We start from the raw sequence: 23,880 nt of genomic DNA on the forward strand, positions 1-23,880 counted from the left end.
ATGTTTTTCCAAAATACTGACTCAATGCAGCACGCAATCAAGGGCAAACTCCAATGCATCTTTGAAAGCCTTAAAACTGGGCATTGTAGATGCGCGGTCAGCATCCAAGGGGTGCTGCATCAACCAGCCAGCAAGTTCATCGCCAGACATATGCCCTCCAAGTGCGGCATCAAGCCGGGCTTTGGCCGAATTGGGCGAGTCATCATTGCCTGAAATATTTTCCAATGCGGCACAACTGGGCGAGCCAACTGCCACCCCACAAAGCAGCCATGCCTCCGACTTCGGCTTGGGTAACATGGGGATGCCATGCTCGAAGCCAGAACGCAGAAAGCCATCATGCATTGATTGCCATTTGTCCGCCCAAAGACTACCTGGGCTGCTACGCGTACCATCATTGTCGCGAAAAAGTACTGTTAAAACTGGTTCACCCGTGTCCATTTCAAGCTGCTGCGCAACGTTGCCAAGGGCCATTGCATTGGCATGATAATAACCAGTCTCGACACCCTTTTTCTTGCCTCTGGCTGCTTGCAGCCTGGATGGCATCGCTTTCGCACGCGCACACAGCGCGGTCTCACTAATTGAATGCAAGCTGTCTGGCGTATCGAGCAAGTCATATCCCAGTCTGGGCGCAGCCATTTGAGAAAGGAGCACCGTCATGGGGCCAATGCGAAAATCAGCCCCTTCACAAACGCCCAATGCATTGGTACAAGTACCCAAATCGGTGGGGCCCTCGCCACTCAGGAGCACCCTCATTTTGCCTCATCCAATGCAATGCATTCCTGCGTCAGCGCACTGAGGTCAGTGTCAACGAACGCATCGCCAGGTCCCATCACACGCAATTTTTCACCGATGCGAGGAACCTCAAAAAAATGCCTGATGCGCGATTCACCATCGGGAGTTTTGTAGATGAACTGCACCGCCTGGCGCGCCACGTCATCGCCGAGATAGTTCAGGATTAAGGGACTGTGCGTCGTCACCAGTATTTGCTGATGGCTGGACACCAGCGTATCGACCAAGGTCTCGACGATTTCTTGATTGATACCATTTTCAATTTCGTCGAGCAGTATCATTGACCGGTTCGAGTCCGCTTGCGTTAATACAGCGAGGATGCGTAACAGCCCATCATTCAAATGGGCCGCTTCGGTTTCTAGCTTGTTGTTTCCGAATTGTTCTTGCACCGACAATTTCTTCCAGCCCGACCTCTGGGAAACCACCTTGAAATCCGTCAGCGCGGGATAAAACCGCTTCAGAAGTCCAATCAACGCTTCCTTTCGCTCACCTTTGATGTTGTCCAGGTAAGCTGACAGTTTTTCACCGCCCGCGCCGATGTCATGGTCGCTGGTTCTGGCACTTTTGCGCAGAAGCTGAGGGGAAAGCAACTCAAGGGAGCGAATACGGCGCAGCGCGTCACGCAATTCCAGCACCGCTTCTGGCAGTTCGGTATCCTTCAGTGCAGAGAGCAAGGAACCTTGGTAAGTGAAGGCGATGTCCTGATGTGGCTTGCCCTCGAAGCTGTAGCTTTTTCCATCCGCGCGCAATATCTTGTCGTCAGCTATCGTAATCGTCTCGCTGGTACAGCGCAACTGCGTGCGATTGAAGATACCCACCCAGGTCAACAAAGCACCGGTAGAAGTACGGTACCCCACTTGCAGCGTAATATTGCTTTCCGTCCGCAATTTGCAGTTCAAATCAGCAATCAGCCAACCACGGCTGTCCAACCATTCCTGTACATCGCCCAGCATCAAATGCGATAGAAAATCAAAGGCTTGCAACACCGTGCTCTTGCCCGCGCCATTCATGCCAATCAGGCAATTGAATTGAACAAGTTGCAGCGACACTTCGCCCAAGGACTTGAAATTTCTCACGCGTATAAATTCAATCATTTCCGCCTCTATTTATTTTTATCGGACCCAGCATTACAATTTAATGTTGGTCGCCCCACTTACGCGTGGTAAGCAGCAGATTCTGTCACGAAGGAAAAAGTGCAACAGCTTGTTGCACAAATTCGATTTCAGGTCACTCCTCAAAAAACCATTTTGCAAAACAAGTTTATGTGGAAAAACCTTTCATGTCCCGAACTCTGCAGTTAAATCTACAGCCAACCAGTCGAAGACTTTGCTTCCATGGACGCCAGAATATCATGCAGAATTTACCAAGACCACAATACTAACCCGTCGTTGACCGCCAACACCGCGTGTTGCTGCGTCACTAAATTGCGTTGTTTGTGGTTGGCAAGCCAATTGGCTTAGTCAGCAGGAAGAACTACCAGGTCAGTCATCGTTTGCCCCTCCGGTTACGGCCTTCACCTCTGCCAGCAAATTCCCGAACTTGCCATAGTTGACTTTAACACCGTCGTCCAAGTCGAGCGTGATACGCATGTCGGCGTGGTGGCGCAACTGTTCATCGTAGGCCAGCAGTTCGACGTGTTTCTTCTTGAGCTTTTCAACTTCCTTGGCCAGTTTGTTGCGCGCGGCGGTGCTGGCGGCGGCTGTCGCGTCTTTCTCCAGCATGTCAATGCGTGACTGAATCTTGCCGGTCAAGGGAACGACGTATTCCGCACGCATACGGGCCAGCGTACCCTCGTGGTAACGGTGCAGATAGACCAGCGCTTGGAATGCACCCTGTTTGCCGCTGGAAAAGAGCCAGTAGATGGGGCGCTTTTTGTACGTTTGCAAGTGGTCCTTGTAGAACTTGTCCGCCAGATAACGGCGAATGGTCTCATCCGGGGTTTCGCCGGCTTTGGTGCCTAGGCTTTCAGCCAGCCAGGCCATGTTCTCGACAAGAGTATCCGCCCCCCAGACGGTGAGCAGGAATTCGCTGATACGGCTGGCGGCCTCGTCGTCGAACCAGAGTTCGTCCGTCAGCGGCACGATGCCGTCGGCGTCGGCGGGGAAGCTCGCGTAACGGCTGGCGTCGAAGCCGACGTTACCGGCGTGGGCATAAATCAGGCCGGGTTCATCTAGGCTGTAGCGGCCCATCATGCAACCGATGGCGTAGGAAATCAGGCGCTGGCTATCCTTCTCGCGGTCAGCGCGGGCCAATGTGATTTGCGATTCGGAGACATCAGGGGAAAGTTCGTCTTGGAGACCGTACGCGTTAATAAATAGACTATTATTTTTTTCTTCTAATCGCTTAGCCAGAGTAATTTTGTTAGAGTATTTAATTTTTAGATTTTCCCATGAAATTATTAATGACTCCCCATCATTTAAAATAATATCTAACACATCAAAATGTGGCGATGTTTCAAAACTATTTGAATCACCTCGCGCCAATTCAATTAACTGCTTAATTTCGGCCTCATCACAGCCTATTGGCATTGGAAGTTTACCAACATCACCAACCTGAAAATTCAAAGTGGGACTAATAGTTTGCAAAACTTTTCCCGCCAAGTTGGAATTCAATAAGGCCAAAATTTCATACTCACGACCATCAGAATACATCGAAGGAGAGGCATCATCCGCAATAGACCCCACCGGAACTAATCTAGCACTAAAATCCCCAGAAGCAATCTTTCCCCAAGTAACACAAGGCTTAAAATAATATGGCGCATTACGTATATTTCCCTTACCGTAAGCCTTTATGTCCACTCCATCGGACTCCCAATTTACAACCCACTCCAATAATCCATACCAACGTCTAAATCCACCAGCTTTGTGAGTTGGAAAAAACTTCTTCTTACTATTTACGGCACACTCCCTAGAGAAAATATTGAAACCAATTTTCTCAATCGGAACCTCTGACCAATGCCTAATAAACAAAGAGTTATTTCCAGTATCACTCCCTTTTCCAAGCTTTCCAGCGTTAGATAAATATTTTCCATTTGAAAATATCTTTAGAAATTGATTGCTTATCCAATATGCAATTGGGCTACCTGGTATTTTTTTGAAATCTTCCTGTTCAGCTTGGTCGTGACGATTTCTTCCAGCTAGCAGTAAGGCTTGCTTCTCAGTCTCACCTCCATTTATTAGTCGAAAAAATACTGGCTTAAAACCAAACTCATGGTGACCTTGCATAACGAAAGCGGTAGTTTGCACGACTTCGCCAGAAATCTCACTAAACGCACGAGCACCTAAGTGAGCCATAGTAATGATTGTGCATTCGGTCAGTAATTTTTCCCGCATTGCGTCATATGAGGACAAGAACATCCAGCTCTGCATCGTTACCATACTGTTATAACTGGAAGGTTTACACCAGGTAAAACCACGCTCCATAAACATCGCGAACAAATCCGACTTGCTATCCGGAAAAGTGGACTTGGCGTATTCCTTCACGGCCGGATTCATACCTTTGCTGCCCATGTACGGCGGATTCGCCACTACCACATCGAACTGCATTCCAAGCACCCGTGCCTGCGAGACCAATGGCCACAAATCCTGCGCGGCGGCCTTCGCATAAAGGTCTCCATCCTGGTGTGCCACATGTAAACGGGCGTCCAAAATCGCCAGCTGGGTATTCAGTGCTCGCGGAATCTGAATCAACGAACCAAAGGTTTTCGCATGGGCAAAGGTGGTGGCGAGCGAGGCAATCGCTGGTCTAAGCGGGTCACCCACCACGTTCGTCGCACCGGACTCGCCGATACCAGATTGCGGCTGCGTGCCGGGAAAGTTGGTGTCGCCTTCAAATCCGCTACTGGATGCGCTGTCCGCGATTTGCTGGCTCCGCCCACCGACAACTGTTTGCAAGGCATGGGTGAGCATATCAACATCGAGCCCTTTGCTCTCCTGCAAGGCCAACACGTTGAGCTTGACTGGCTCGTGAAACAATCGGCGGTCATCGGCGCGGGCTTTCATCAGCAAAGCAAACCCAGCCATTTGAGCGGCGCGGTCATCGATGTCCAGACCGTATAGGTTCTTTTCCAGAATCAAACGAGGAATCGCACGGGGTTGATAGCCGCGCTCCAAGTAGATGGCCTTGAGCACCTCGTAAGCTTCCACCAGAATGTGGCCGGAGCCACAGGCCGGGTCCAGCAGCGTGATGGACTCAGGATTCAGACTGTCACCGTCCTCATTCACACGAGTCTGAATCAGCGCGTCAAGCTGGGCTTGTACCTCGGGCGTCTGGTCGGCTGGAGCGATGTAATACGGCCACTGTACCTTGAGTGTGCTGGCCGGATTGGCCATCAGCCACAGGCGACCGACGCTGTTTTGCACCAGGTATTGCACTATCCAGTTGGGCGTGAAGAGTTGAGTTGCGGCTGGGATGTCTTCGCTCTTGACCACCTTGCCGATGACTTCGTCTTTCTTTTCGCTGATGTAGAACTGGTATAGCCATCCTATAATTTCTACCTCTTTCCAATCTTCTTCCTCAATGCTGGCGACGAGCTTGGCAATGACAGAATCGGTGCGCAGCAGGTTGTCAGGCAGCAGCAACTCGGTTTCGTCGTCGATGCGCTCGAACAAAAATGGCATAACGTTGCTGAGCGCGTTACACTGCGCGACCAGCAGCATGCTGTACAGCTCGCCGTCGCGGTTGCCGGCCAGCTTCATCTCGACGACTAGCGCGAGCTTCAGCCCCGGCAATCCTCCATCTCCAGCGCCATTCTGGGCCAGGTCGGCGGCGTGGGCCAGGATATCTGGCAGCGTGCCCTCCAGGCTGGAAAGCGCCCGGTGGCCGTGGCCCAAATAGTCGTGCAACTCCATGTAGCGCAGCGCCGCAAAGCGGTTGAACCAGGTGTAGGCCACAGCTTCCATAGTCTGGGCAAAGCCATCCTTTTGAATGCGGGTGATGAGTTGCTGACGCTGACTGTGGACCTTTACGGGCCAAGCCTGACCTGCAATCACTGTCGCGTCGCCCTGTGGCTGGCTGGCAGCCACTTCCAGCTTGCCCGCCTTTTCTGACAAGCCGAGCAAGTTGGCGCGAGCGGTGACGGCGGCAATGAAGTCTTTTCGGGCTTGCGGGGCGTAGGACTTGAGTTTGGCTTTGTTCATGGGGCAGATAAGATTTTCAGCTGCTCCATGCATGGGCACGCAGGCAGCTTTTAGATAGGTTGAATGAGAGCAATAGCGGTTTATCGAATGCGTTATTGAATCCGCGCTATTTGACCGGCGCGCACGGTGGTCAGCAACGCGTCTTTCAGTTTGCTTACATAGGCGTCCACGTCGGCTTCGGTTTCCAGGTACGTCTTGCTGGAGAGTTCGGCGGCGCGAATGACACGGGTGGTCTTGGCGACGGGCGCTGGTACGTTAGGTTGGCCAGTCTGAAGCGGCTTGGCGGTATTGCCGGGCATCGCAACATGGTCAGGGACTTTGGTCACAGCCGCTTCAATAATATTGATGGCATCGTCCATTGCATCGCCGCCCGCCCCTTGCAGCAGCATAATCTGTGCAATGCTGGTCTGGCTTGCGATGCGCGCTTTCAGGTCTTGCAGCGGGCGCAGGGCTTTGTTGCTGAGGTCCGGCGTGGCAGCCGCCGTCCCAAGTTTGGCTTGAACTTCAGCCAACTTGGCATCAAGGGACAACAAAGCCCTTTCGCGTTTTTCGTGCGCCAGCTGCTCATTTATGGCGGTGACGGAGGCCAGCAGCGGCTCGATGCGGTTGACTTGGCCGTAGGGCTTGGGGTTGTCGCGGATTTGGGCCAAGTCAATAAGAGCGGCGTTGGCTTGAGGCACTTTGGTTAATGCTTCACGATTGCTCTCGAACGCGCTAAGGCCATCGAGCAACTTACGCCAGGCGGCAATCTGGGTCTTGTAGAAGTTGACCAGGTCATGGATATCGTCTGCAGCATCGAGCCACTCGTTCTTGGCCGCCAGCAGGGCTTCGATGAAGGCAAAACTGTCACGGGTGCTGAGTTGCTGGGCGATACGGGTGAGCGCGGCGTCGATGTCAGACTTACCAGGGTGGTGCGGCGTAGCGGCGGTGTGAGCGTAGCTTTTGAGTTCAGCCTGCCAATCCGTTAAACGGGTACGGAAGTCGGCGACCAGGCTGTCTTCTTCCTCACGACCCATTTTTTGGAACAAGTCTTTGTACAACTCGCGGGCGCGCTTGATTGCGGTGGCATCGGCAGTCTTGCGCTTCAGGATAGACACCTGTTTGAAACGGACGGATTTGGTAAGCGGGTCGGCTGCGGATGCGGGGTCGAGGTCAGAGCCTTCGAGCATGAGCTTGATTTCGCCGGACATGAACAGGCGAGCGATAAGCAACACGGTTTCCCACTCCGGCTTCCAACCCCAAGGGATGCCAGCAAAGCGGTCCACCACGTCTGACAGCAGTACCCGGTTCTGGCTGGCGGCTAGTTGCAAGTAGTCGCGCATCTCTTTGATGGCCAGGGCATTGCCGGCCTCCCCGTCCAGGCCCAAAGAATGCTGGCCCAGGTCGTCCGCGCTAAGTACGGCCTTGATTTCGGCTATCGGGTCAACCTGGCGCACCTTTAAGTACGGCAGCTTGCTGTAGGTGTTCGTGATAAGGTAATTGAGCAAATCATCGAGCACCTTGTCGGTGCTGCTGGACTTGATTTGTACAGGCTGGCCCAGTGCATAGAAGTCACCCGATGTGATGAGTTCCGAAAGCTGGTGCACCAGGCGCAGCCGACGCTCGCGATTCTCGTCCTTGCGGTCGGCCAGGATGCGCTTCAGAGACGGCGAAGCCTGGTCCGCCTTGGGGCTGACGATGTATTTTTCGATTTGCAGATAGAGGGCCAATTCAATGTCCAGGCGCTCGCCCTCGCCCAAACGCACCAGGGCCCGGCCATTGCCCTCACTACTACGCAAAATGCAACGGGCCGGTTGGAGGCGCTCATATTCGTCACCCAGCGGGGTCAGCACTTCAAAGCTCAGGGCGTGGCTGGCCGACCGCCAAGGTGCACCGTCCAGCAGGCGGTTGAATTCGTAGTCAGCCTTGGTGTCACGGTGGCGCACCTTGGTTTGTTCCTTGAAAATATCATCAAAAATCAGCCTAGCCAGTTCGCGGGACTTTTCAGCAGCGGAGACCTCGACGTGACCGATTTCGCGGGCGACATCACGCTCTTCATTGGTGAGGAAGAACCACAGGTCACCATTGCGACTGACTAGGCGCTCCCGCTCGAGGCGTGCCAAACTTTCCTGAATCTTGCGCTTGAGCGCGAGCTTGTCCGCGTCAATCTGGTCTATACACAGCGTGGCAAGATTGTCGATGGTCGGCTTGACGATGTCAGGGATGTAGCGGATGAGGAACATCGCCTTCAGCAGCAGGCTATCGTAGGGCTGCAAGCCGGGATTGTCCGGGGCCTGGTCTATCGAGCGCTTGGCGACGCCGTCGATGAAGCTCTCGATTGCGGGATAGAAATCGTACAGCGGGACCAGGATATCGATGCCGTGATTCGCATTGCGCACGGCGGCAGACTGGAAGGCGTCGAGCAGCGAACGCTCCCCGCGCGACAAATGCTTGCCGGTGGCGCCCACCTTGCGGATGGATTCGAAAATCTTTTGCAGCAGCGTGAACTGGTATGGCGCAAACGGGTAGTAGGTGACGAATTCAGCGGCGTCCTTATAACCACGCAAGGTCACTGAGTTTCCCGAGAATCCGAGCTGATTGTTGATGACGTCGCTTTTGCTGGCGAAGGCATCGCGCAGAGCAACGTGGGCGGCCTCCGTCTTGGACAACAGGCGCTCGCCGATGACTTCGTCGGTGTTGCTGCTGGCCAGCGACAAGCGGGTGTGAAAGCGGGCTTGAATCTTGGAGAAGTCCTGGCCCTTGGACTTGTTGTCCTCACCAATTGCCGCGTCGATGTCTTCCTGACTGGTGACGATGACCCATGCGCGGCCCTTACACTGGGCACCGAGCTGCTCGGTGATTGTCTGCAGGTTGAGCATGAGCGGGGAGCTGGCCCCGATGAATTGACCTACTTCATCGACCAAAAAGATGACCTTATGGCTGGATGGCCGAGTAGTCAGGTAATCGTTGACGACCTTGGCGAACCCTTCAAGGGTGATGCGATAGTCATCTCTCGCATTGTCGAACCACTTGCCAGCGGACTCAGGTGTCATTTTCAAGGCTTGTGCAAGTGCCGTCACAATGTCGTCGCGATAAAATGCGACCGCATCACTCTCTTGCTCCCAGGCGCCACCGTTGGAGGCGGCAAAGGCAGCCTTGAAGGTCTCGAATGCCCCCTTGGCTATCAGATGACGCTCCATGTCCGCGATGTACGGCGTATCGCCCGACAAGCCCACCTTCTCATTGAACACCCGCAAGAAGACCTGCAAGATGGCGTCGGGGTCCGACTTATTGGCCTTAGCGTCGATGTTGAACAGGATGACGTCGGCGGTGCCTTGCACCGCGCGCTGAATGTCCGCGTGTAGCATCGCGTCTTTGATTTTTTGATGGTCAAAGAACTGGGCGGCGTTACGCTTTTCCCCTGTCTCAGGGTTCTGAGCAGCGATGTTTTCCAGCAAATAGGAAAGTATCTTGATGAAGTGCGACTTACCCGAGCCGAAGAAACCTGACACCCAGACACCCATGCGGTCGGTGATAGCCGCATCATGCGGGCGGTCGATGGCCGCCAAGTAGGCGTCAAAGAACTTGCGCAAGTATTCACTTATCTGTTTGGTGACGACGTACTCTTCCAGTTCCTGCCAGACGCTGGCGGCGTCCATTTGGTCGGCTTTGATGACGCCATTAATTGGGCGGTCGATAGGCTTGAGGAAAAGTTCGCTGATTTTCATGTTGTAATGTTTCCGTAATTGACTGGAATGTGCTGGCTGGGCTGCTCTACGTATTCTCTGGTACTAGACGGAAGGCGCGGTAATAGTGGTCTTCGGCCAATGCGTTGAACAGTCGTAGTGAATGGCCGTCGTAGCGGCCGGGAAAGAACATCAGCAAGGGCGTGTTGCCCATGATGGGATGCAGCGCAGACAGTAATGTGTGCGTGCGCAGCATCGGATAAACGGCGCCGACGCCAGTCAAAATTAACAGGTTGAGGTTGGCGATATCATGTTGAGATGCGATTTTCTGGGCAATTTTGTCCTCTTTGAGTACCGAGCGCAGAGCAGCCAGCACGCTGTCGTCGCCTTTGCTAAGCTGCATGTCCATGGCTTTATCGAGCAGGTTGCGCTCCTCCAGCAACCCTTTCACCAGCTGCAGCAAATCGATAGCCTCGGCGCGCAGAGCCGGAACATGTTTTGTCAACGCGGGTAGTACTGTGCCATGGAGAAAGCTGCGCATATCCAGCTCGCGGTCAGGCGGGTAATCAAAAATCCAGAATCCGATTTCATTACCCAGACCTTTGCTGTCCAGGAAATCACGCGAGGTCACACGAGGCAGGATTTGGTTGAGGCGTTCGTCAAAGCTCAGATTCATCTCACACGTTCCAGACAGTCAAGGACATAAGTTTCATCATGTGCGCTCAAATAACGCCGCACATCGGGATGCAGGGATTGGGGGGTCAGTTTCATCGACTTTGAACTATCAATGTACTTCGCCTCGACCAAAATGCGCAGGATGACCTGAAGCATCTTGTTCTTTGTGGATTGGGGCCATCCTGCTAATGATGCGTCATGATGTTCACATTCGGCCAAGAAATCCTGCCAGTCGGAGCGAGCCAGCTCTGTTTCAAGTCGTCGCTGGCGGTCGGCGTACACCCGTAGCAGAAAATCGCCTAGTAGTCGACTGTGTTTAACTGCTGCAGCCAAGAGCATCTGGATGACCACTTCGTTCTCTCGTTCGGCAATCATCTTCCAGCCTTCGGCATCCAACGTCGTCAACCGACGACGTAGCAGTCTGGCCTGCCGAGCTGCTGTGGCAGCGGTCCTCTTCTGCAGGATATTTTCTATCTCGATGGCATGCGTCCACGCTAGCTGGTCCGGTTCGGTCAGCAGCAGTCGTGCAATGCGTCGGCTCTCCAGCGGCAGCAGAGCGCCTACATAGATTTCTGCGTTATACCACGTCATACAAACGCTGTAGTTGGGTGGCGGTGACCTGCTTCATAGCTCTCAAACGAATTGTTCCTTGGGCTGACCAGTCTAACTGATGGCATTCCGCAAGCGCAATGTCATCGGTGCCACTCCAATACGTTTCCGGCGAGAAAACGATGAAATTCCACCAATTTTCGATGAAACCCACGCAACAACGGAAACTGCGAGCAATTCTCTCCAATAATCACTTCCTAAAATCACAGGAAGCGTGGAGTTTCCGGCGCGCTCCAGAGCCATCGCAACACCGATACGATGACCAGGGAAAAGCTCTACGCTGCGGAATAAATTTTTCAATAAAGCATCAAACAAAACGCCCTCCGAAGAGGGCGCGAATCAATTATTTACATTGGAAATTAAATTTGACCTGAATTTTTCGCAGCTTCAGCGAGCTGGTAGGCTATGTCCTTAGCGTGGACGCACTCCGCAGGGTCTCCTGCGTTTGCAACCTCCACCAGCGCCCAATACCAACGGTCATGTATGCGCCAAGTTTCATATTCCTTAGCGAACTCCACAAGGAACTGCTCGAAAACAGCCTTCGAGGCGAAGACCTGGCTCACCCATTTTTCAGAATCAAGATAACCAGATTCCAACGCAATGGCGAACGCATCCAGGATGCCTTCGATGTTTTTACTAGAAACCGTTTCGAACGGCGTGAATTCGCGAGAAACAGGGTCGAAACCGCCAGTAGCGAACTTAGAATTGAACGTACGATTAAACGGCTTGTAGTCGGCGATGAGTGCCATATGGTCCTTATTTAAAGTTATCCTACGTCGTATAGCAACTGATTTCATCAGGGGTGAAATTTCCCCGGAGAAATAATACTAGCTTTAGAAATAAGTCGCAATGGTCCGCTGACTGTTGCTGACGGATATCACCTTGGGCGGCCGTGCCATCCTCTTGGCCCATCGTCCGGGAGCAGACTTTTGACCGACTCAAACACCTGTGAAGTATATGAACCAATACTTGGTAAAAAACTGACCTTTATTGCGCGCGCCGGCTGGTGGCTTGGCTGGCGCGCTTGTGGCGCTCGCAGAGCAATATTCCATTACCTGGGTAACACGTATCGATAGACGGTTTATACCGTTTATATCAATTATTTCAATCCCCACCATTAGCCCCGCGCAAAAATCTACATGACCACCTACAAATGGAAATTTCCCCCTCGCTTCCGCCGCAACGCATTTGGCTGGAAATCAGACACGCCAATCCAGCGCATCAAAGAAGCACTTGTTGAAATCAAGGCGATAGCCAAGAAGGAACCCTTGGTGGCCGCCGAGGGCGCCGTGCTGTTCCTGGAAAAGCTGGCGCCGGCCATTGAACAAGTCGATAGTTCCTCGGGTGGTATCGGCAGCGCCGTCAACCTTGCCATCAAAACCCTCGTGCCCATCATCGCCAAGGTGGATGTCGCTCGCGCCGTGCGGGAGAGATGGCTGGACCGTCTGTGGGACGCACTTCAGGAAGACTCGATGCCTTACCTGGAATACCTGGGCGAATTCTGGGGCGAGCTGTGTGCGGCACCGGAAATTGCTTCCAAATGGGCCGACGACCTGGCACCAACTGTGACGACGATGTGGGACCATTGCGCGAGCACCGGGGAATATGGATACTTCAGGGGAACGACCGCATGCTTGAGCGCGCTATACGCAGTGGGTCGACACGACGAACTGCTTGCATTGATTGCGAAGTCGGAGTACCGGCACAAGTCTTGGCATTACAGGGTATGGGGCGCAAAGGCGCTGGCCAAGATGGGAAAGCGCGACGAAGCGATTCAATATGCTCAGGAATCCAAAGGGCTGAATGAGCCACTGATAGCGATAGCGGAGTTCTGCGAGGGTGTCTTGCTGGACGCAGGGTTTGTGGACGAGGCGTACGCGCGCTATGCGGTTGAGGCTACGTACGCGACGACCAACTTGGCAACGTTCAAAGCCGTGACAAAGAAGTACCCGGGCATACCAAAGGAGACCATCTTACGTGACCTGGTTGCGAGCCAGCCAGGCCAAGAAGGAAAATGGTTTGCTGCTGCCAAGGATAGCGGCCTCTTCGAATTGGCCATCGAACTGGCAAATAAGAGTCCGGCGGACCCTCGCACTCTAATCCGGGGGGCCAGAGATTTCGCGGTCAAGCAACCGGCCTTCGCCATGGCGGCCGGCATGACTGCCTTGACCGGCATCATGCGCGGATATGGCTACGACATCACTGGCATCGACGTGCTGGACGCGTACGCCGCCGTAATGCTGGCGGCCGGGGCTATGGGTGTGGATGAGGCCACCGTCAAGGAAAATGTACGAGCGGCTATTGCGGCGAGCGGTGTCGGCGGCATGTTCGTACAACGCGTTCTTGCTCACCAATTGGCGATGTAGCCAGATGCCGCAGCGACACGGTGGCGGGTTCGCCGCTCCGCCAATGCCTCCAACAAGGAACTTCTTGCAGCCACCGCTATAATTCGAACGGTAGGTACGCACTATACGGTTTGTACGATATTTCTCTGCTTACAGTATAAACGATATAATTATTTATATCGTTTATACTGTTAATAAACATTCCGAACAACCAGTCAAGTCCTTGAGAAATTCAGCAATATGGCGCCGCAATAATGCATGCGCCTTGAACATTACCTTCCCTCAGCTTTGACCACCTGTGGGCACACACTTGGCACGCGCCAAGTCAACCGAGCGCCCAAGGCACGCTCCACCAAACAGGCAATAGGTAAACACCTCGGAACTATCCCGCACCTCCTTAGCCTTCTCGAAAAATTGATTACCTAGCTCTTTCCAGTCATCACTTTCTGTCGATGCTGCAAGAGCCTTCAGGGCGCTAACGACTTCCTCAAGTGCTTTCTGAGAGACATCTGGGAAAGCTGATTTCACGACCGCCACCAGCAAATCGACATCATATTGTTGATGCATCACAATTACTCCGTTAAGCAATGATAGTGCAATAACTATAACAAACAATGTTGCGTACTGCACAATTAAAATTGAGGCCGATATCTTCTGCCACATACGTTGATGCCCCTCCTTGCAGCGCAAGTTCCGCCTAAAAGCGGGGGCGTTACAAGTCCAACCAGCATCAACGTGCTGCCATGGCTATAACATTACGAGGGACGACGTGCTGGGCGCTCCGTGCTTATTCAGCTGCAATAGCGCGACCAGCGCCATGGACTTGGACATGGATGAATCCACCGACGGTCAAGGACGCTGGGTGGTTGAGCGCTGCCCCGAAGCCGAAATTTTGTCGAAAAAAAAACCCGCCAACTGAGGGCGGGTTGAATCCAATTCTTGGAGGATTTGGAGGAGACAGGTAAATTATGCTGCACTGCGCCATATTTCACCAATCATCATTTGTAATGAGATGTATCACTGCTGAGAATGACATCCGAGGCCGGCATGGCCATGTTTGAGTCCTTCGGGGGGCCGGTAGCATTTTCGAATGTCAGCCCAGCAATTGCGTAGAAAATGGCAGATGAATTTGTCCACAGATGGCGTGGACAGCACTGTGGATAAGTCATGTACTCGAACGGGAGAGCGAGCGTCGGCGGGGGTTGTCGCGACTGCTTAAATTTCTGGCAAAAACCTGGTTAACGGTTCTTGATGGTCGCGGTACTTGATGACCTCAACCGCGCCCCCTTCCTCAACAGCTTCCGGGGAAGGTCCTCACTTGGGGCATTAGCAAGAACGTATAACCAATGCTTACGAGCCGAAGAACGCATGGTGGCGCGCGCCCGCACAGACTGCTTAAATTTACGGCAAGACCGTGGCCAACAGCTCTGGATGGCGAGATACTGGTTACCCACAAGAAGCATCGCCCTACCCCCGACCGCGTTTGAAGATATCTCTTACACGTACGGATACCCTATCGAGACTTCTCACTTTTCATCAAAATTTTGGTCTTTCCATGAGTGCTTTTACGTGTTCTGTAGAGATTTCCTAACTTCGGCGCTAGTGCCAAATTTCTATCGAGAATTTCGTTCGCGCCCTTGGAGTACATGTAAGAACGTGTACGAGAGAATTAACGCCCACACGCGACAGAAAAACAGTCCTTGACGGTTAAGTTTCCGCATGGAACTATATCCATACGGCAATTAATCGACCGGATGTTGACTCTGGCGACTCTCCCAAGACGTCTTAACACCAAAGGAAGTAAAGATGACACGCGCGCTACAGATATTGACGGGACGCCGATTTACCGTTGAAGAATACGTTGATGAATTCGGTACGAAGAAAGATGGTAATGGTAACTTGCGTGTCAGGCCAACGGTCGTTTGCGTAGCATGCCGCCAACCAATGCACACCGTTTCCGAAAACATTCCGTCCACCGCCCGTACTTGGGGGCACAATCCTGACCCCAACGCCTGGTGCCCGCTCAAACAGAGTGCCGGCGAACGCTACGAAATTCTTCCACCGATAGACCCAAACCCTGAAGCAGGCGCCGCGATACGCAGTTCATTTTTCGAAAATTGGGAGCACCATTGGGCGCATACAGCAGAAATCGTTCCAATGGTCAGCATATTCTTGTTCATCAACTTCATCAAAGAAGCGGACCGGAAAAAACTATGGGAGAACCGCGGGATGCAAGAATGGTTTTTACCCTATATCTTTTTATCTATGTATGAGATAGAGCCACCACATAGCGCTACCGGAAGGAAAACGCGGCCTCACTGGGTACGCTGCAGGTTCGACGCGCGCGTGCGGACATTCGGAGACCTATGGATACGGCCACAAGGAGACTGGGGATTTATTCGAAGCGAGTACCGCGTTCCACCTCGTGGGGGCGTACCTGGTCCAACCCACCTAATCGACACCGACCCGGTAACACCAGACCCGGACTTCCTCGCGCGTGTTAGACCATACGCTAACTCCTTCGAGCGTGACAAGATGAAGAGCAACTTCCCGGTCGAGATAGCCTGAAAAGTTAGTTAGAGCGAGAACTTAAAGACGTCATCCACTAGCGCTAGCGCTCCTGCGCCCGCGACTCGCTGCAATGAAGTTTCTCCCCGCAGAAATCTTGACCCAATTCGACAATGGTCGATTGGCCCACGGCTGCGGCATCGTCACGGTTCGCCAGCGCCCGGAGACCGCCAAAGGTGTGATGCTCGTGACCCTTGAAGATGAATCCGGCACCGTGAATGTCATTTGCTGGCCCAACTTGGTTGAGCTGCAGCGCAAGGAGCTAATGGGCGCCAAGCTACTAGGAGTCTACGGCGTGTGGCAGTGCGAGCGCAACGTACGGCATCTGGTTGCAGAACGGCTGGTGGACCTGAGTCATATGCTCGGGGAGCTGGACACCAAGTCGCGGAATTTTCATTGAAAGCGAGGGGCATGCTCCCCACAAAGCCACGGACGTTACTGCAGTCCTACCTCTTGAATCGCCTTATTGATAGTCGGAAACATTAACCGCCCCAGCCCGCCACTCCTCCATCTTTCCTTCCCCACCACACTCAGGACAGGATTCGTCCTTGAACTCTCCCAAACCTAAGCATAGAGGACAATTTACATCCCTGTAGCGGCTCAGGTCAGTGGCATCCAGAACCCGGCGCGGCAATTCCCCCTCGCCATTGCACACAGGGCAGTCCCTGTCTCTGAATTCTCGCTTACCTGCACATAGCTCACACTTTACGTTATTAAAACTTGGCCAATCCATTTGCTCATCAATTCGGGCTTCCAGCTCCCCCTCGCCGCCACACGCCGAGCATTCCTCACCATCTATACGCCGCAGCCCTTTACAAAGTCGACAAGACACTTTGTCAAAACTTGACCAGTCCATTTGCCCATCAATTCGCGCGTCTAACGTCCCCTCGCCACCGCAGGCCGGACAATCATTACCATTAATAATCTGGTTGCCCTTACAATACCGGCAAGAGACTTTGTCAAAACCTGACCAGTCTATTTGCTCATCAATTCGCGCTTCAAACTCGCCCTCGCCACCACAGGCTGGACAATCGCAACTATCGATACATCGTTCGCCTTTGCAAAGCCGACACGTAACAAGTTCGTAAGGGCTAAGGTCAATTCTCAAGTCGGCTCCGACATTACCTTCGCCTTGGCAAACCGGACATTCTTGCTCGTTATGCCATCTTTTTCCTTGACATAACGGGCAATCCCGAAGTCCCGCCTCGAACCGAAACTCATCTTCAAAAACTGCAACCATACTCAGTTTTTCAGCCATTGTGGGCTCAACAGCATAGCTGCTGGTGTTAGGCTTTGCTAACGCGGAAGAAATTTTTGAAATGACTGGTGCCAAGTTCTGCTTTTTATTCTTACTAGTAGCTGATGACAAAAGTTCGAGTACTTTTTCGCCAATACCTTCTGCCACCGCCACATTGCTCTGACTAGTCGCATTTTTCAGGTACCCGGTTGCGTCCTTTGCTAGCTTCAGCAATGCCGCAATCTGCGTGCTAACCTCAACGGCCTGCGTCCAGACATACTTTCTCGCATGCTGGACCACCAGCTTCGTCGCCTTTACTAAATCATTGTCGACGCCTTTTGGCCCTAGACTACCGTTATCGAATTTAGTATGGTGATTTGCACACAGCCATAACAGGTTGTGTGGATGATTGCACTTCGTCAGTGAAACAGGCGCGATATGGGCGGCTTCGCAAGAATTTCCATTTTTTGAACATATTGCACATTCCCCGGAAGCTTCAGCCTTCACCTCCTCTTTAATTGCGTTTGGAAGATGAGGACGCTTTTTTAAATCTGCAGGCCAAGGTCGAAAGAGCCAATCGTTGTAGGCTTTAAGCTCATCCTCTTCGAAAAACAAAATTGTCCCGGTGCGCTTTGCAATCTGCAACTTGCGCTCATCACCTTTTTTTACAGTGTTTTTAGTTAGATACGCAAGCAATTCGGGGGATATTGCGAGTAAACACGCCGCTTGATATTGGTCAATAATATTTGACATAATTTCTTCTAAACAAAATGTTCACAGATATACAATACTAACATTACAGAAAGGAAATTTGCGAGCTCTCAGCGATTTTTCCTGCGAAAAAAGTGTGAATCCACACCGAAACGGCAATGTTGCACCCAATTGGGGGCGAAGAAACGAACAATGGGGACTAGGCAAAGTTGAGATTTCGCCCATACTGATTTGTACGTCCGTAGAGACCGTTAGCCAACTTCGAACGTACAAGACCGCCTAGGCCCAGCCCAACTCTGAATGGCTTGGATGCAAGGACCCAGAACGGGCCAGGACATACCTACTGCCCTACCCGGCCGAACTGATGACAGGAACTCCGGCACCGAAGACAGCGGCGCCCATGCAGAATGAGCTATTTTGAGCTGGCAATAACGAGTCAAGGTGGCGGTCGGCAGTGTCTAAAGCTCGGTCTATATGCCGAGACACAACCGCTCGTTGCGTGAAAAAAATCAATGTCGAGACACCATCGAATTCAACCCCTCTATGAGCGGGTGTTTAAGGTCGCCATCATTCGACCTCATGCAGGGTGGAATGATTCGTCCATTTCCACGACGGCACCCAAATATCGTTCCTGAGACCTATCCAGCGCCTGAATTTCAGATTTAACGGATAGCGGTCTCAGCAAAGGGCCGCCCGACTAGCTCGCGGGCAAAGAAGAAACCTCCCTTAGCAAGGGCGGCTTCTAGATTGATTTTTAGGTTCAGCGTATTACATTACCATCAGTGTCGTACATTGGCGTATACGTGAAGCCATATTCCTTAATACTGACAGGGTACAGAGTATTGGTCTCACCAAAACCACGATGCTTGCCGATACGGGGTTGACGGTCCAGACAGGCTTCATAGTCCGGCGTTCCATACTTGCAGAGAATGCGAACAACGATGTTGCCTTCACCTTTGCTTGCAAAGTCTTTGTTCACTCCCCATGTATCTGTTTGACGTACCTCCACGAGGTCGTACATGTGCAGCTTCGGCAGGTGGTCCGGCACAATCGCCGAGGTAAGCCACATCCTGTCGCCAGTGGACGCAAACAAACCACTGAACTCAAAACGGGTATTCACCCGAACAACCCGTAGGTTGAACTCGGGAGTACCTTTGGCGATACCCTGGGCGTACAGTTGATTGCGTGCGGCAGAAACCATCGAGCCCGCCCACTGCTCATCCCAAGCGACAACTGCACCGAGATTCCGGCCCTTCATGTTGTCATCCAGGTTGATACCGAACAGGCTGTTGGTAACAGTGATGGCAGGGCTTTGGCAACCAACAACTAAAAATAGCGATGAGAGCCCCATCACCACACTCAATACTGATGTTATTTTTTTCATCAAACGTCCTTGTTCCTGTTCCTGTTCTTGGCCTCGGTTCCGCCAAAATAACGATTTCATGGAAAAAATTCAGTAGCGCCGACCATGCAAGTTTCTCTCACTTTGATGAATGCTCTTCAAACACCTTAAAGACTTTTTTTGCGTACTCTTCTGGGTCATCCATTGGCGTTGTTAGCGATTCAATATTTGGAAATTTCGGGTCGCATAAAATTTCAAAATATTCCGCAGCGTAAGTGCCAGGGATGAGGGGCTGCAAACCTGTTGGAACGTTCGACCATGAAATCGTCTCTCCTTTCAAATCGTAAGTTACACTGTTCAATATTTGGAGTGTACGCTTAACGCAATTCGCCTCCCAGCGCTCTTTCCGAGAGTAATACTCCCCCTTCTTCGTATAATCAGAATTTTTTATTCGTTCTATCCAGGCCCTAACACTTTTCTTGTTTTTTTCAATTTCTTTTTCAAGAACAAATCTTGCCTGCTCTTTTCCGCTCAAGTACAACATGAAACGGGCTGGTTCAGCATTTACAATACCAACGAGCGAGAATAAGCTCAGGCCTATAAGAATTTTTTTCATGAATAATATCCAATTATATCTTTAAAGCAACTCTGCGCGAAGAATATAAACTCCGGCCAAGTCTTATGATTTTCCAATAGCGTAACCGGTCAATACGCTTTCCCTTGGCCATAGGGCGGTGTACCCAGAATTGCTGCACGCAGACCAGATGGGCCAGAGGTCATGCTTAAAACAGCCGCAACCTTATTTTTCCACCTATTTTGTTGCAGGGGTTCTATCAAGTGCCTTTGCAATCCGGCGTGCGCGGTAGCAGCGATGGGTGTTTAGCCCCGACTGAGCTTGTCGATGGCCGGCAACGGCCCGAGCTCTGGCTGCCCTTCAACATGTACAGCCCGTGTGCCAGCTGCACTTTCAATGGCGCGCACGGTGTCAACAATCGTTTTGTTTACCCAAGCCTCTGGTGTGCCGATTAGTGCGTCGGCTCCGCTTTGAAACACGCCGTTCAGGCCGCCACTGGACTTGGAGAACACTGCGTACATGTCGAGGTTGTAGCCAGCCCGATAACGATAAAGGCAACTATAGAGAGTCAGGTTGCTTGAGCCAGAGATGTTTCTGACAGCTTTTGAAGTCCAAACCGCGCCATCGCATTTAGCTACTTTGATTCCGACGCCGCCGTTTTGAGCCGCAGCGAGTTGCATCATTGCGCCCATGCCGCCGCCCATCGCACCAGCTATATCTACCAAGGTGAATTTTCCTGGCTCTGCGGGTACCGTGTTGCCAATCTGCAGCGGTGTCGAGCTCTGCACGCTGTTCGTGTTTTGAGCCAGACCATTTGCAGCAGCACGAGACACAGTAGCGACGTCGGCTTGAGTCTTGAAATCGAAAATGTGATAAATCTCGACTACCTCCTGACGATTAGCCAGGCTTTGGTTCACTGAGTTGCAGCCGCTGAGCGCAGCCGTAACGAGAGCTATGACCATGATTTTTTGTTTACTCATTTACATCCTAATTAGTAGATTCATCAAAGGTGCCGCGGCGCGCAACCGTGCCAGTCGCCAGGCGTCTTTCGAGTACGCAAGCTGAATTCCAGTACTCCGTGTTTTGAATTAATTCAAACAAAAAGAACTACAAAACAAGTCGAGCTAAATTTTTCTGGAAATATTTCACTTAAGAAATTAATTGTAGACAAAATAGCTGTCGATGTAAATGATGTTGATATAAAAGATGGTGACATATCATCTCTGGTGCCGAATGACTGATTCGGACGATGATGCCGCGCATGACCGATGAACGAGGAACGCCACCACTAACTCAGCAGTTCTACGCGAACTGGGTACGCAACCTGCGTGAAACTGCCGGTTACACGCAGCAGGCGTTAGCGAAGCACATGGGTGTTCATAGGTCTTTCGTGAGCCATATCGAAAGTGGCAAACGCGTAATTTCGGTCGATACAATCGGCCAATTCAGGCTAGCGTTGATTGTTGGGGAAGCGGAAAAGCCACCCTACAGGCAGCGGGTAGCTGCTCGGCTTCAGAACGCAAGGCTGAAAATTACTCCACGGCTATCGCAAGAAGCTCTCGCTGAGATGGCCGGGTTTTCGGTAGGCTACGTTGCCAAAGTCGAGAAGGCATCCGTAAGTACAACGGTCGTACGGCTAGAACGGTTGGCGTCGAGCTTGAAAATAGAGATTTCTGAGCTGTTGGATGACTTGCCGTAAACTGAGTACCGAGGCCAACCGCTGAGCATGCATACGAATCCACGATGCCCAATCACATGCTTGCAGTCGATTCCCAGTCCCGAGCGAACGGCACCAAGTTACGCGACCCAACGTCGTTCGCAGCATCCCTTGGCAAATCGCTTCTTGGACTGCGGCAAGCAGTCCGCAGCTAATCGCCGTTGTCTTTTAACAGGGTGCCCCACACGATACGCCATGTCTGACGCACTGACAAAAAGCCCTGCGATGCAGGGCTCTGAAATCAAATCACATCTATACCCCCTTTTTGTTTACAGCTTCTTCAAGTTCCTGGCGGCAAGCGATTTCTGCCAACTTGCGCCCAGCCAATCCAGTTGATGAGGCTGCAACTTGGCGTCCCAGGGCGTGCTTGCATCGCGGTTCGATTCAAGCCACACCTGGAACAGGTCTTCGATACTCGCCCCGTCGCTTAGAGCGTCGAGCGTGGCATCAAAATCTTTTGCGCACATCCACCGAAACGACTCCAGCACCGCATCAACGCTCAGCACCTCCCTGCTTACAGCTCCCGCTGCTTTCAAATGCTCTGCAATCAAGCCACGGGCGTAGCTAGCCGCCTGGGTGTGGCGGTCGATTGTTATCAAAGCCTCCACCAAGCCATCAGCTTCAGGCATGTAAACAGCGTGAGCAATACGCCCCCATCGATTTTTTGTTAACAATGCAACCTGGCCGTGTTCGACAATGAAAACAGGGCCACCGGCGCGGTCTTTAACAGTTACTTTGAGAGCAGGTGCAGGTGCAGGTGCAGGTGATTTTGCACGTTTGAGAGCAGCGATGGTGGCGCGCTTGGCAAGGCCGCTGCATTCGGCAATTAGCATCTTCATGGGGGGGCCGATTTTTTGATGGGTAAGTGAGCCCTCTTCTGAGTTGCTCTTCTACGTATAAATACACCTGGTCCATCATGTCGCTCATGACGGTCAAGTGCCCGCCCTGCAAGTCGCTGACCAACTGCTATGGCTATTCTTGAGCTCATGGCTTGGCCAACAACGCGTAAATTTCGGCGTTTACGTTGCCGCCGCGCCGCGACGGAGAATACAGCTGGCCACCGCTATCGCTCTCGCCACAAACGGGCATAACCAGCCACGCGGGAGAGCAATTAATACCCTCAGCACGCAGATTTTCGCACTCTGCTGATGTCAAAACTCTGGGATAGCTAACAGGGGAATTTAGGATAAATACACGTTTCATTTTTGAGCTCCATGTTGATTAGGGTTGTTCGCGATTCGTCGCTCACCCGGAATCTAGGACCTGCATTTATATTTATCCAGACGCCTCCAGAAAAAAGACGTGGAGATTGGCTGCTCCACCAGCGTTTCTTCAGCCTCATCGAATTCAACCGAGCGCTGCGCACCCTGTTTACGGACCTGAACCTACGCTCCGTCAAGAAGCTACCCGGCTGACGCGCCAGAGCCTTTGCAGAGATGGACCTGCCGGCCCTACGCGCGCTGGCGGAATCGCCCAACGAATACGCCGAATGGACGGTGCTGCGGGTCGGCATCGATTACCGCGTCGATATCGGTGGCCATTAGTACTCGGTGCCGTACCAACATGCGCGTACCCAGGTCGACGTGCACGTGAGCCACGTGACGGTCGAAATCTTCCAGCGCGGCCAGCGCATTGCCAGACCCAAGCCCTGTTACACCTAAAGGGACGCCACACGACGATAGACGCGCCCATGCCACCGGCGCACCGCGAAGTTGCCGGCTGGAGCGCCGGCATGTTGATGGCGCGAGCCGCCACCGTTGAGCCGCGCTGCGTGGTGCTGGTCGAACGGCTGCTGGGCCAGCGGCGTCATCCCCAGCAGGCCTTCTGCAGTTGCCTGAACGTGCGGTCACTGGGACAGAAATGTACTCTCGTGCGCCTGGAGGCGGCCTGCGGGCACCCTGCTGGAACACAGCGCCATGAGCTACAAGAGCGTGTAGGCCATCCTGAAGAACGCCCTCGACCAGCACCCGACTCAATGTCCTTCGCAGCATCCCTTGGCAAATCGGCTTCTGGACTGCGGCAGCAGTCCGTGGCCAATCGCCTTTGTCTTTTAAGAGGGTGTCGTGCGGCTAGCCCCCCTGGAGTTCGCTTTATGCTGAGGTCCGAAAAAACAAATCCTCGGCAGTGCTGCGACGGTCAATTCCAAAAAAATAATGTTTTCGGGTTGATGAGTGGCTAGCCTTCTTGAGATACACTTCTTTACGGTAATCGCGAAAAACGATTTGCCAAGATTGCGAGGCGCTCGACACTCAACTGGACCGATGAAGCGCTGCGAGTGAGTGAGGAGCGGTCAGCGACGAAATGAACGCGGATAGGATTAAGAAGGTATTACGCGCCCCGGAGAGTACGTGTCTATGCGGGTTTATGGCCGGTCGGGTGTACGATTTTGCCGCAGTCGGTGTATGATTTTGCCGTCGACCTCTCCTCGTTCTGTTGCCTATGGGCGGCATTAACGTCTTCCGGTGTAGGATTTTGCCGCCGACCAATCCGCCGTTTTACGACCGCCTTAC

General features: G+C 52.6%; 17 protein-coding genes and 1 pseudogene. 4 read left to right on the top strand and 14 right to left on the bottom strand.

Annotation, left to right across the window (positions count from 1 at the left end):
- Nucleotides 1-21 precede the first annotated feature (21 nt).
- From O0881_RS08420 to O0881_RS08455, 8 genes are all read right to left on the bottom strand, one after another.
- Complete coding sequence (locus tag O0881_RS08420; protein ID WP_289910878.1) at nucleotides 22-657, bottom strand: hypothetical protein; 636 nt, start codon at nucleotides 655-657, stop codon at nucleotides 22-24.
- Between the two features lie 92 nt (nucleotides 658-749).
- Nucleotides 750-1,883 carry an AAA family ATPase gene (locus O0881_RS08425; protein WP_289910880.1) on the bottom strand — a complete coding sequence of 378 codons (1,134 nt, stop codon included), beginning with the start codon at nucleotides 1,881-1,883 and terminating at the stop codon, nucleotides 750-752.
- A gap of 387 nt (nucleotides 1,884-2,270) precedes the next feature.
- Nucleotides 2,271-5,927 (bottom strand): BREX-1 system adenine-specific DNA-methyltransferase PglX, encoded by a 3,657-nt coding sequence (gene pglX, locus O0881_RS08430; RefSeq protein ID WP_289910882.1) that lies wholly within the window; start codon nucleotides 5,925-5,927, stop codon nucleotides 2,271-2,273.
- A 92-nt stretch (nucleotides 5,928-6,019) separates the two neighbouring features.
- The gene (brxC, locus tag O0881_RS08435) at nucleotides 6,020-9,634 is read right to left on the bottom strand and encodes a BREX system P-loop protein BrxC (RefSeq protein WP_289910884.1); all 3,615 of its coding nucleotides are present in this window, start codon (nucleotides 9,632-9,634) and stop codon (nucleotides 6,020-6,022) included.
- Nucleotides 9,635-9,680: 46 nt separating this feature from the next.
- Complete coding sequence (locus O0881_RS08440; RefSeq protein ID WP_289910885.1) at nucleotides 9,681-10,268, bottom strand: DUF1788 domain-containing protein; 588 nt, start codon at nucleotides 10,266-10,268, stop codon at nucleotides 9,681-9,683.
- A complete protein-coding gene (locus O0881_RS08445; protein ID WP_289910887.1) occupies nucleotides 10,265-10,858 on the bottom strand; it encodes a DUF1819 family protein in 594 nt (197 codons plus the stop codon). Before O0881_RS08445 ends, O0881_RS08440 begins: the two co-directional genes overlap by 4 nt.
- 72 nt (nucleotides 10,859-10,930) lie before the next feature.
- The gene (locus O0881_RS08450; RefSeq protein ID WP_289910888.1) at nucleotides 10,931-11,191 is read right to left on the bottom strand and encodes a hypothetical protein; all 261 of its coding nucleotides are present in this window, start codon (nucleotides 11,189-11,191) and stop codon (nucleotides 10,931-10,933) included.
- 44 nt (nucleotides 11,192-11,235) lie between these two features.
- Nucleotides 11,236-11,625, bottom strand: coding sequence for a hypothetical protein (locus O0881_RS08455; protein WP_289910889.1), 390 nt, complete (start codon nucleotides 11,623-11,625; stop codon nucleotides 11,236-11,238).
- A 390-nt stretch (nucleotides 11,626-12,015) separates the two neighbouring features.
- Between O0881_RS08455 and O0881_RS08460 the strand changes: the two genes are divergently transcribed.
- Complete coding sequence (locus O0881_RS08460; protein ID WP_289910890.1) at nucleotides 12,016-13,242, top strand: hypothetical protein; 1,227 nt, start codon at nucleotides 12,016-12,018, stop codon at nucleotides 13,240-13,242.
- 261 nt (nucleotides 13,243-13,503) lie between these two features.
- Here O0881_RS08460 and O0881_RS08465 read toward each other — a convergent pair whose 3' ends face one another.
- Entirely contained in the window at nucleotides 13,504-13,884 is a 381-nt protein-coding gene (locus O0881_RS08465) for a hypothetical protein (RefSeq protein WP_289910891.1), read from the bottom strand.
- Nucleotides 13,885-15,027: 1,143 nt separating this feature from the next.
- Here O0881_RS08465 and O0881_RS08470 point away from each other — a divergent pair.
- Together O0881_RS08470 and O0881_RS08475 are read left to right on the top strand one after the other, a co-directional pair.
- A complete protein-coding gene (locus tag O0881_RS08470; RefSeq protein WP_289910892.1) occupies nucleotides 15,028-15,789 on the top strand; it encodes a hypothetical protein in 762 nt (253 codons plus the stop codon).
- Between the two features lie 28 nt (nucleotides 15,790-15,817).
- A pseudogene (locus tag O0881_RS08475) lies at nucleotides 15,818-16,189 on the top strand (OB-fold nucleic acid binding domain-containing protein); the annotation flags it as partial.
- Between the two features lie 63 nt (nucleotides 16,190-16,252).
- On the opposite strand, the gene O0881_RS08480 reads toward O0881_RS08475, so the two are convergent.
- From O0881_RS08480 to O0881_RS08495, 4 genes are all read right to left on the bottom strand, one after another.
- On the bottom strand, nucleotides 16,253-17,779 hold the full coding sequence (locus O0881_RS08480) for an HNH endonuclease (RefSeq protein ID WP_289910893.1): 1,527 nt from the start codon (nucleotides 17,777-17,779) through the stop codon (nucleotides 16,253-16,255).
- A 718-nt stretch (nucleotides 17,780-18,497) separates the two neighbouring features.
- Nucleotides 18,498-19,181, bottom strand: coding sequence for a hypothetical protein (locus tag O0881_RS08485; RefSeq protein ID WP_289910894.1), 684 nt, complete (start codon nucleotides 19,179-19,181; stop codon nucleotides 18,498-18,500).
- Nucleotides 19,182-19,218: 37 nt separating this feature from the next.
- Entirely contained in the window at nucleotides 19,219-19,695 is a 477-nt protein-coding gene (locus tag O0881_RS08490; protein ID WP_289910895.1) for a surface-adhesin E family protein, read from the bottom strand.
- A gap of 263 nt (nucleotides 19,696-19,958) precedes the next feature.
- A complete protein-coding gene (locus O0881_RS08495) occupies nucleotides 19,959-20,633 on the bottom strand; it encodes a hypothetical protein (RefSeq protein WP_289910896.1) in 675 nt (224 codons plus the stop codon).
- Between the two features lie 281 nt (nucleotides 20,634-20,914).
- Here O0881_RS08495 and O0881_RS08500 point away from each other — a divergent pair, with 281 nt between their 5' ends.
- Nucleotides 20,915-21,352: a helix-turn-helix transcriptional regulator gene (locus O0881_RS08500; RefSeq protein ID WP_289910898.1), complete on the top strand. Its 438-nt coding sequence runs from the start codon at nucleotides 20,915-20,917 to the stop codon at nucleotides 21,350-21,352.
- A gap of 287 nt (nucleotides 21,353-21,639) precedes the next feature.
- On the opposite strand, the gene O0881_RS08505 is transcribed toward O0881_RS08500, so the two are convergent.
- Nucleotides 21,640-22,209 (bottom strand): hypothetical protein, encoded by a 570-nt coding sequence (locus O0881_RS08505; RefSeq protein ID WP_289910899.1) that lies wholly within the window; start codon nucleotides 22,207-22,209, stop codon nucleotides 21,640-21,642.
- Nucleotides 22,210-23,880 lie beyond the last annotated feature (1,671 nt).

This window comes from Janthinobacterium sp. SUN100, from assembly GCF_030397705.1.
GTDB lineage: Bacteria > Pseudomonadota > Gammaproteobacteria > Burkholderiales > Burkholderiaceae_D > Janthinobacterium > Janthinobacterium kumbetense.

What these genes read in the sequence shown, in the direction of transcription:
- brxC (WP_289910884.1), bottom strand. Translation starts at nt 9,634, where the DNA reads ATGAAAATCAGCGAACTTTTCCTCAAGCCTATCGACCGCCCAATTAAT.
- O0881_RS08470 (WP_289910892.1), top strand. Translation starts at nt 15,028, where the DNA reads ATGACACGCGCGCTACAGATATTGACGGGACGCCGATTTACCGTTGAA.
- O0881_RS08460 (WP_289910890.1), top strand. Translation starts at nt 12,016, where the DNA reads ATGACCACCTACAAATGGAAATTTCCCCCTCGCTTCCGCCGCAACGCA.
- O0881_RS08425 (WP_289910880.1), bottom strand. Translation starts at nt 1,883, where the DNA reads ATGATTGAATTTATACGCGTGAGAAATTTCAAGTCCTTGGGCGAAGTG.
- O0881_RS08480 (WP_289910893.1), bottom strand. Translation starts at nt 17,779, where the DNA reads ATGTCAAATATTATTGACCAATATCAAGCGGCGTGTTTACTCGCAATA.
- pglX (WP_289910882.1), bottom strand. Translation starts at nt 5,927, where the DNA reads ATGAACAAAGCCAAACTCAAGTCCTACGCCCCGCAAGCCCGAAAAGAC.
- O0881_RS08420 (WP_289910878.1), bottom strand. Translation starts at nt 657, where the DNA reads ATGACGGTGCTCCTTTCTCAAATGGCTGCGCCCAGACTGGGATATGAC.
- O0881_RS08445 (WP_289910887.1), bottom strand. Translation starts at nt 10,858, where the DNA reads ATGACGTGGTATAACGCAGAAATCTATGTAGGCGCTCTGCTGCCGCTG.
- O0881_RS08490 (WP_289910895.1), bottom strand. Translation starts at nt 19,695, where the DNA reads ATGAAAAAAATTCTTATAGGCCTGAGCTTATTCTCGCTCGTTGGTATT.
- O0881_RS08440 (WP_289910885.1), bottom strand. Translation starts at nt 10,268, where the DNA reads ATGAATCTGAGCTTTGACGAACGCCTCAACCAAATCCTGCCTCGTGTG.
- O0881_RS08455 (WP_289910889.1), bottom strand. Translation starts at nt 11,625, where the DNA reads ATGGCACTCATCGCCGACTACAAGCCGTTTAATCGTACGTTCAATTCT.
- O0881_RS08505 (WP_289910899.1), bottom strand. Translation starts at nt 22,209, where the DNA reads ATGAAGATGCTAATTGCCGAATGCAGCGGCCTTGCCAAGCGCGCCACC.
- O0881_RS08500 (WP_289910898.1), top strand. Translation starts at nt 20,915, where the DNA reads ATGACCGATGAACGAGGAACGCCACCACTAACTCAGCAGTTCTACGCG.
- O0881_RS08485 (WP_289910894.1), bottom strand. Translation starts at nt 19,181, where the DNA reads ATGAAATCGTTATTTTGGCGGAACCGAGGCCAAGAACAGGAACAGGAA.
- O0881_RS08465 (WP_289910891.1), bottom strand. Translation starts at nt 13,884, where the DNA reads ATGTGGCAGAAGATATCGGCCTCAATTTTAATTGTGCAGTACGCAACA.
- O0881_RS08495 (WP_289910896.1), bottom strand. Translation starts at nt 20,633, where the DNA reads ATGAGTAAACAAAAAATCATGGTCATAGCTCTCGTTACGGCTGCGCTC.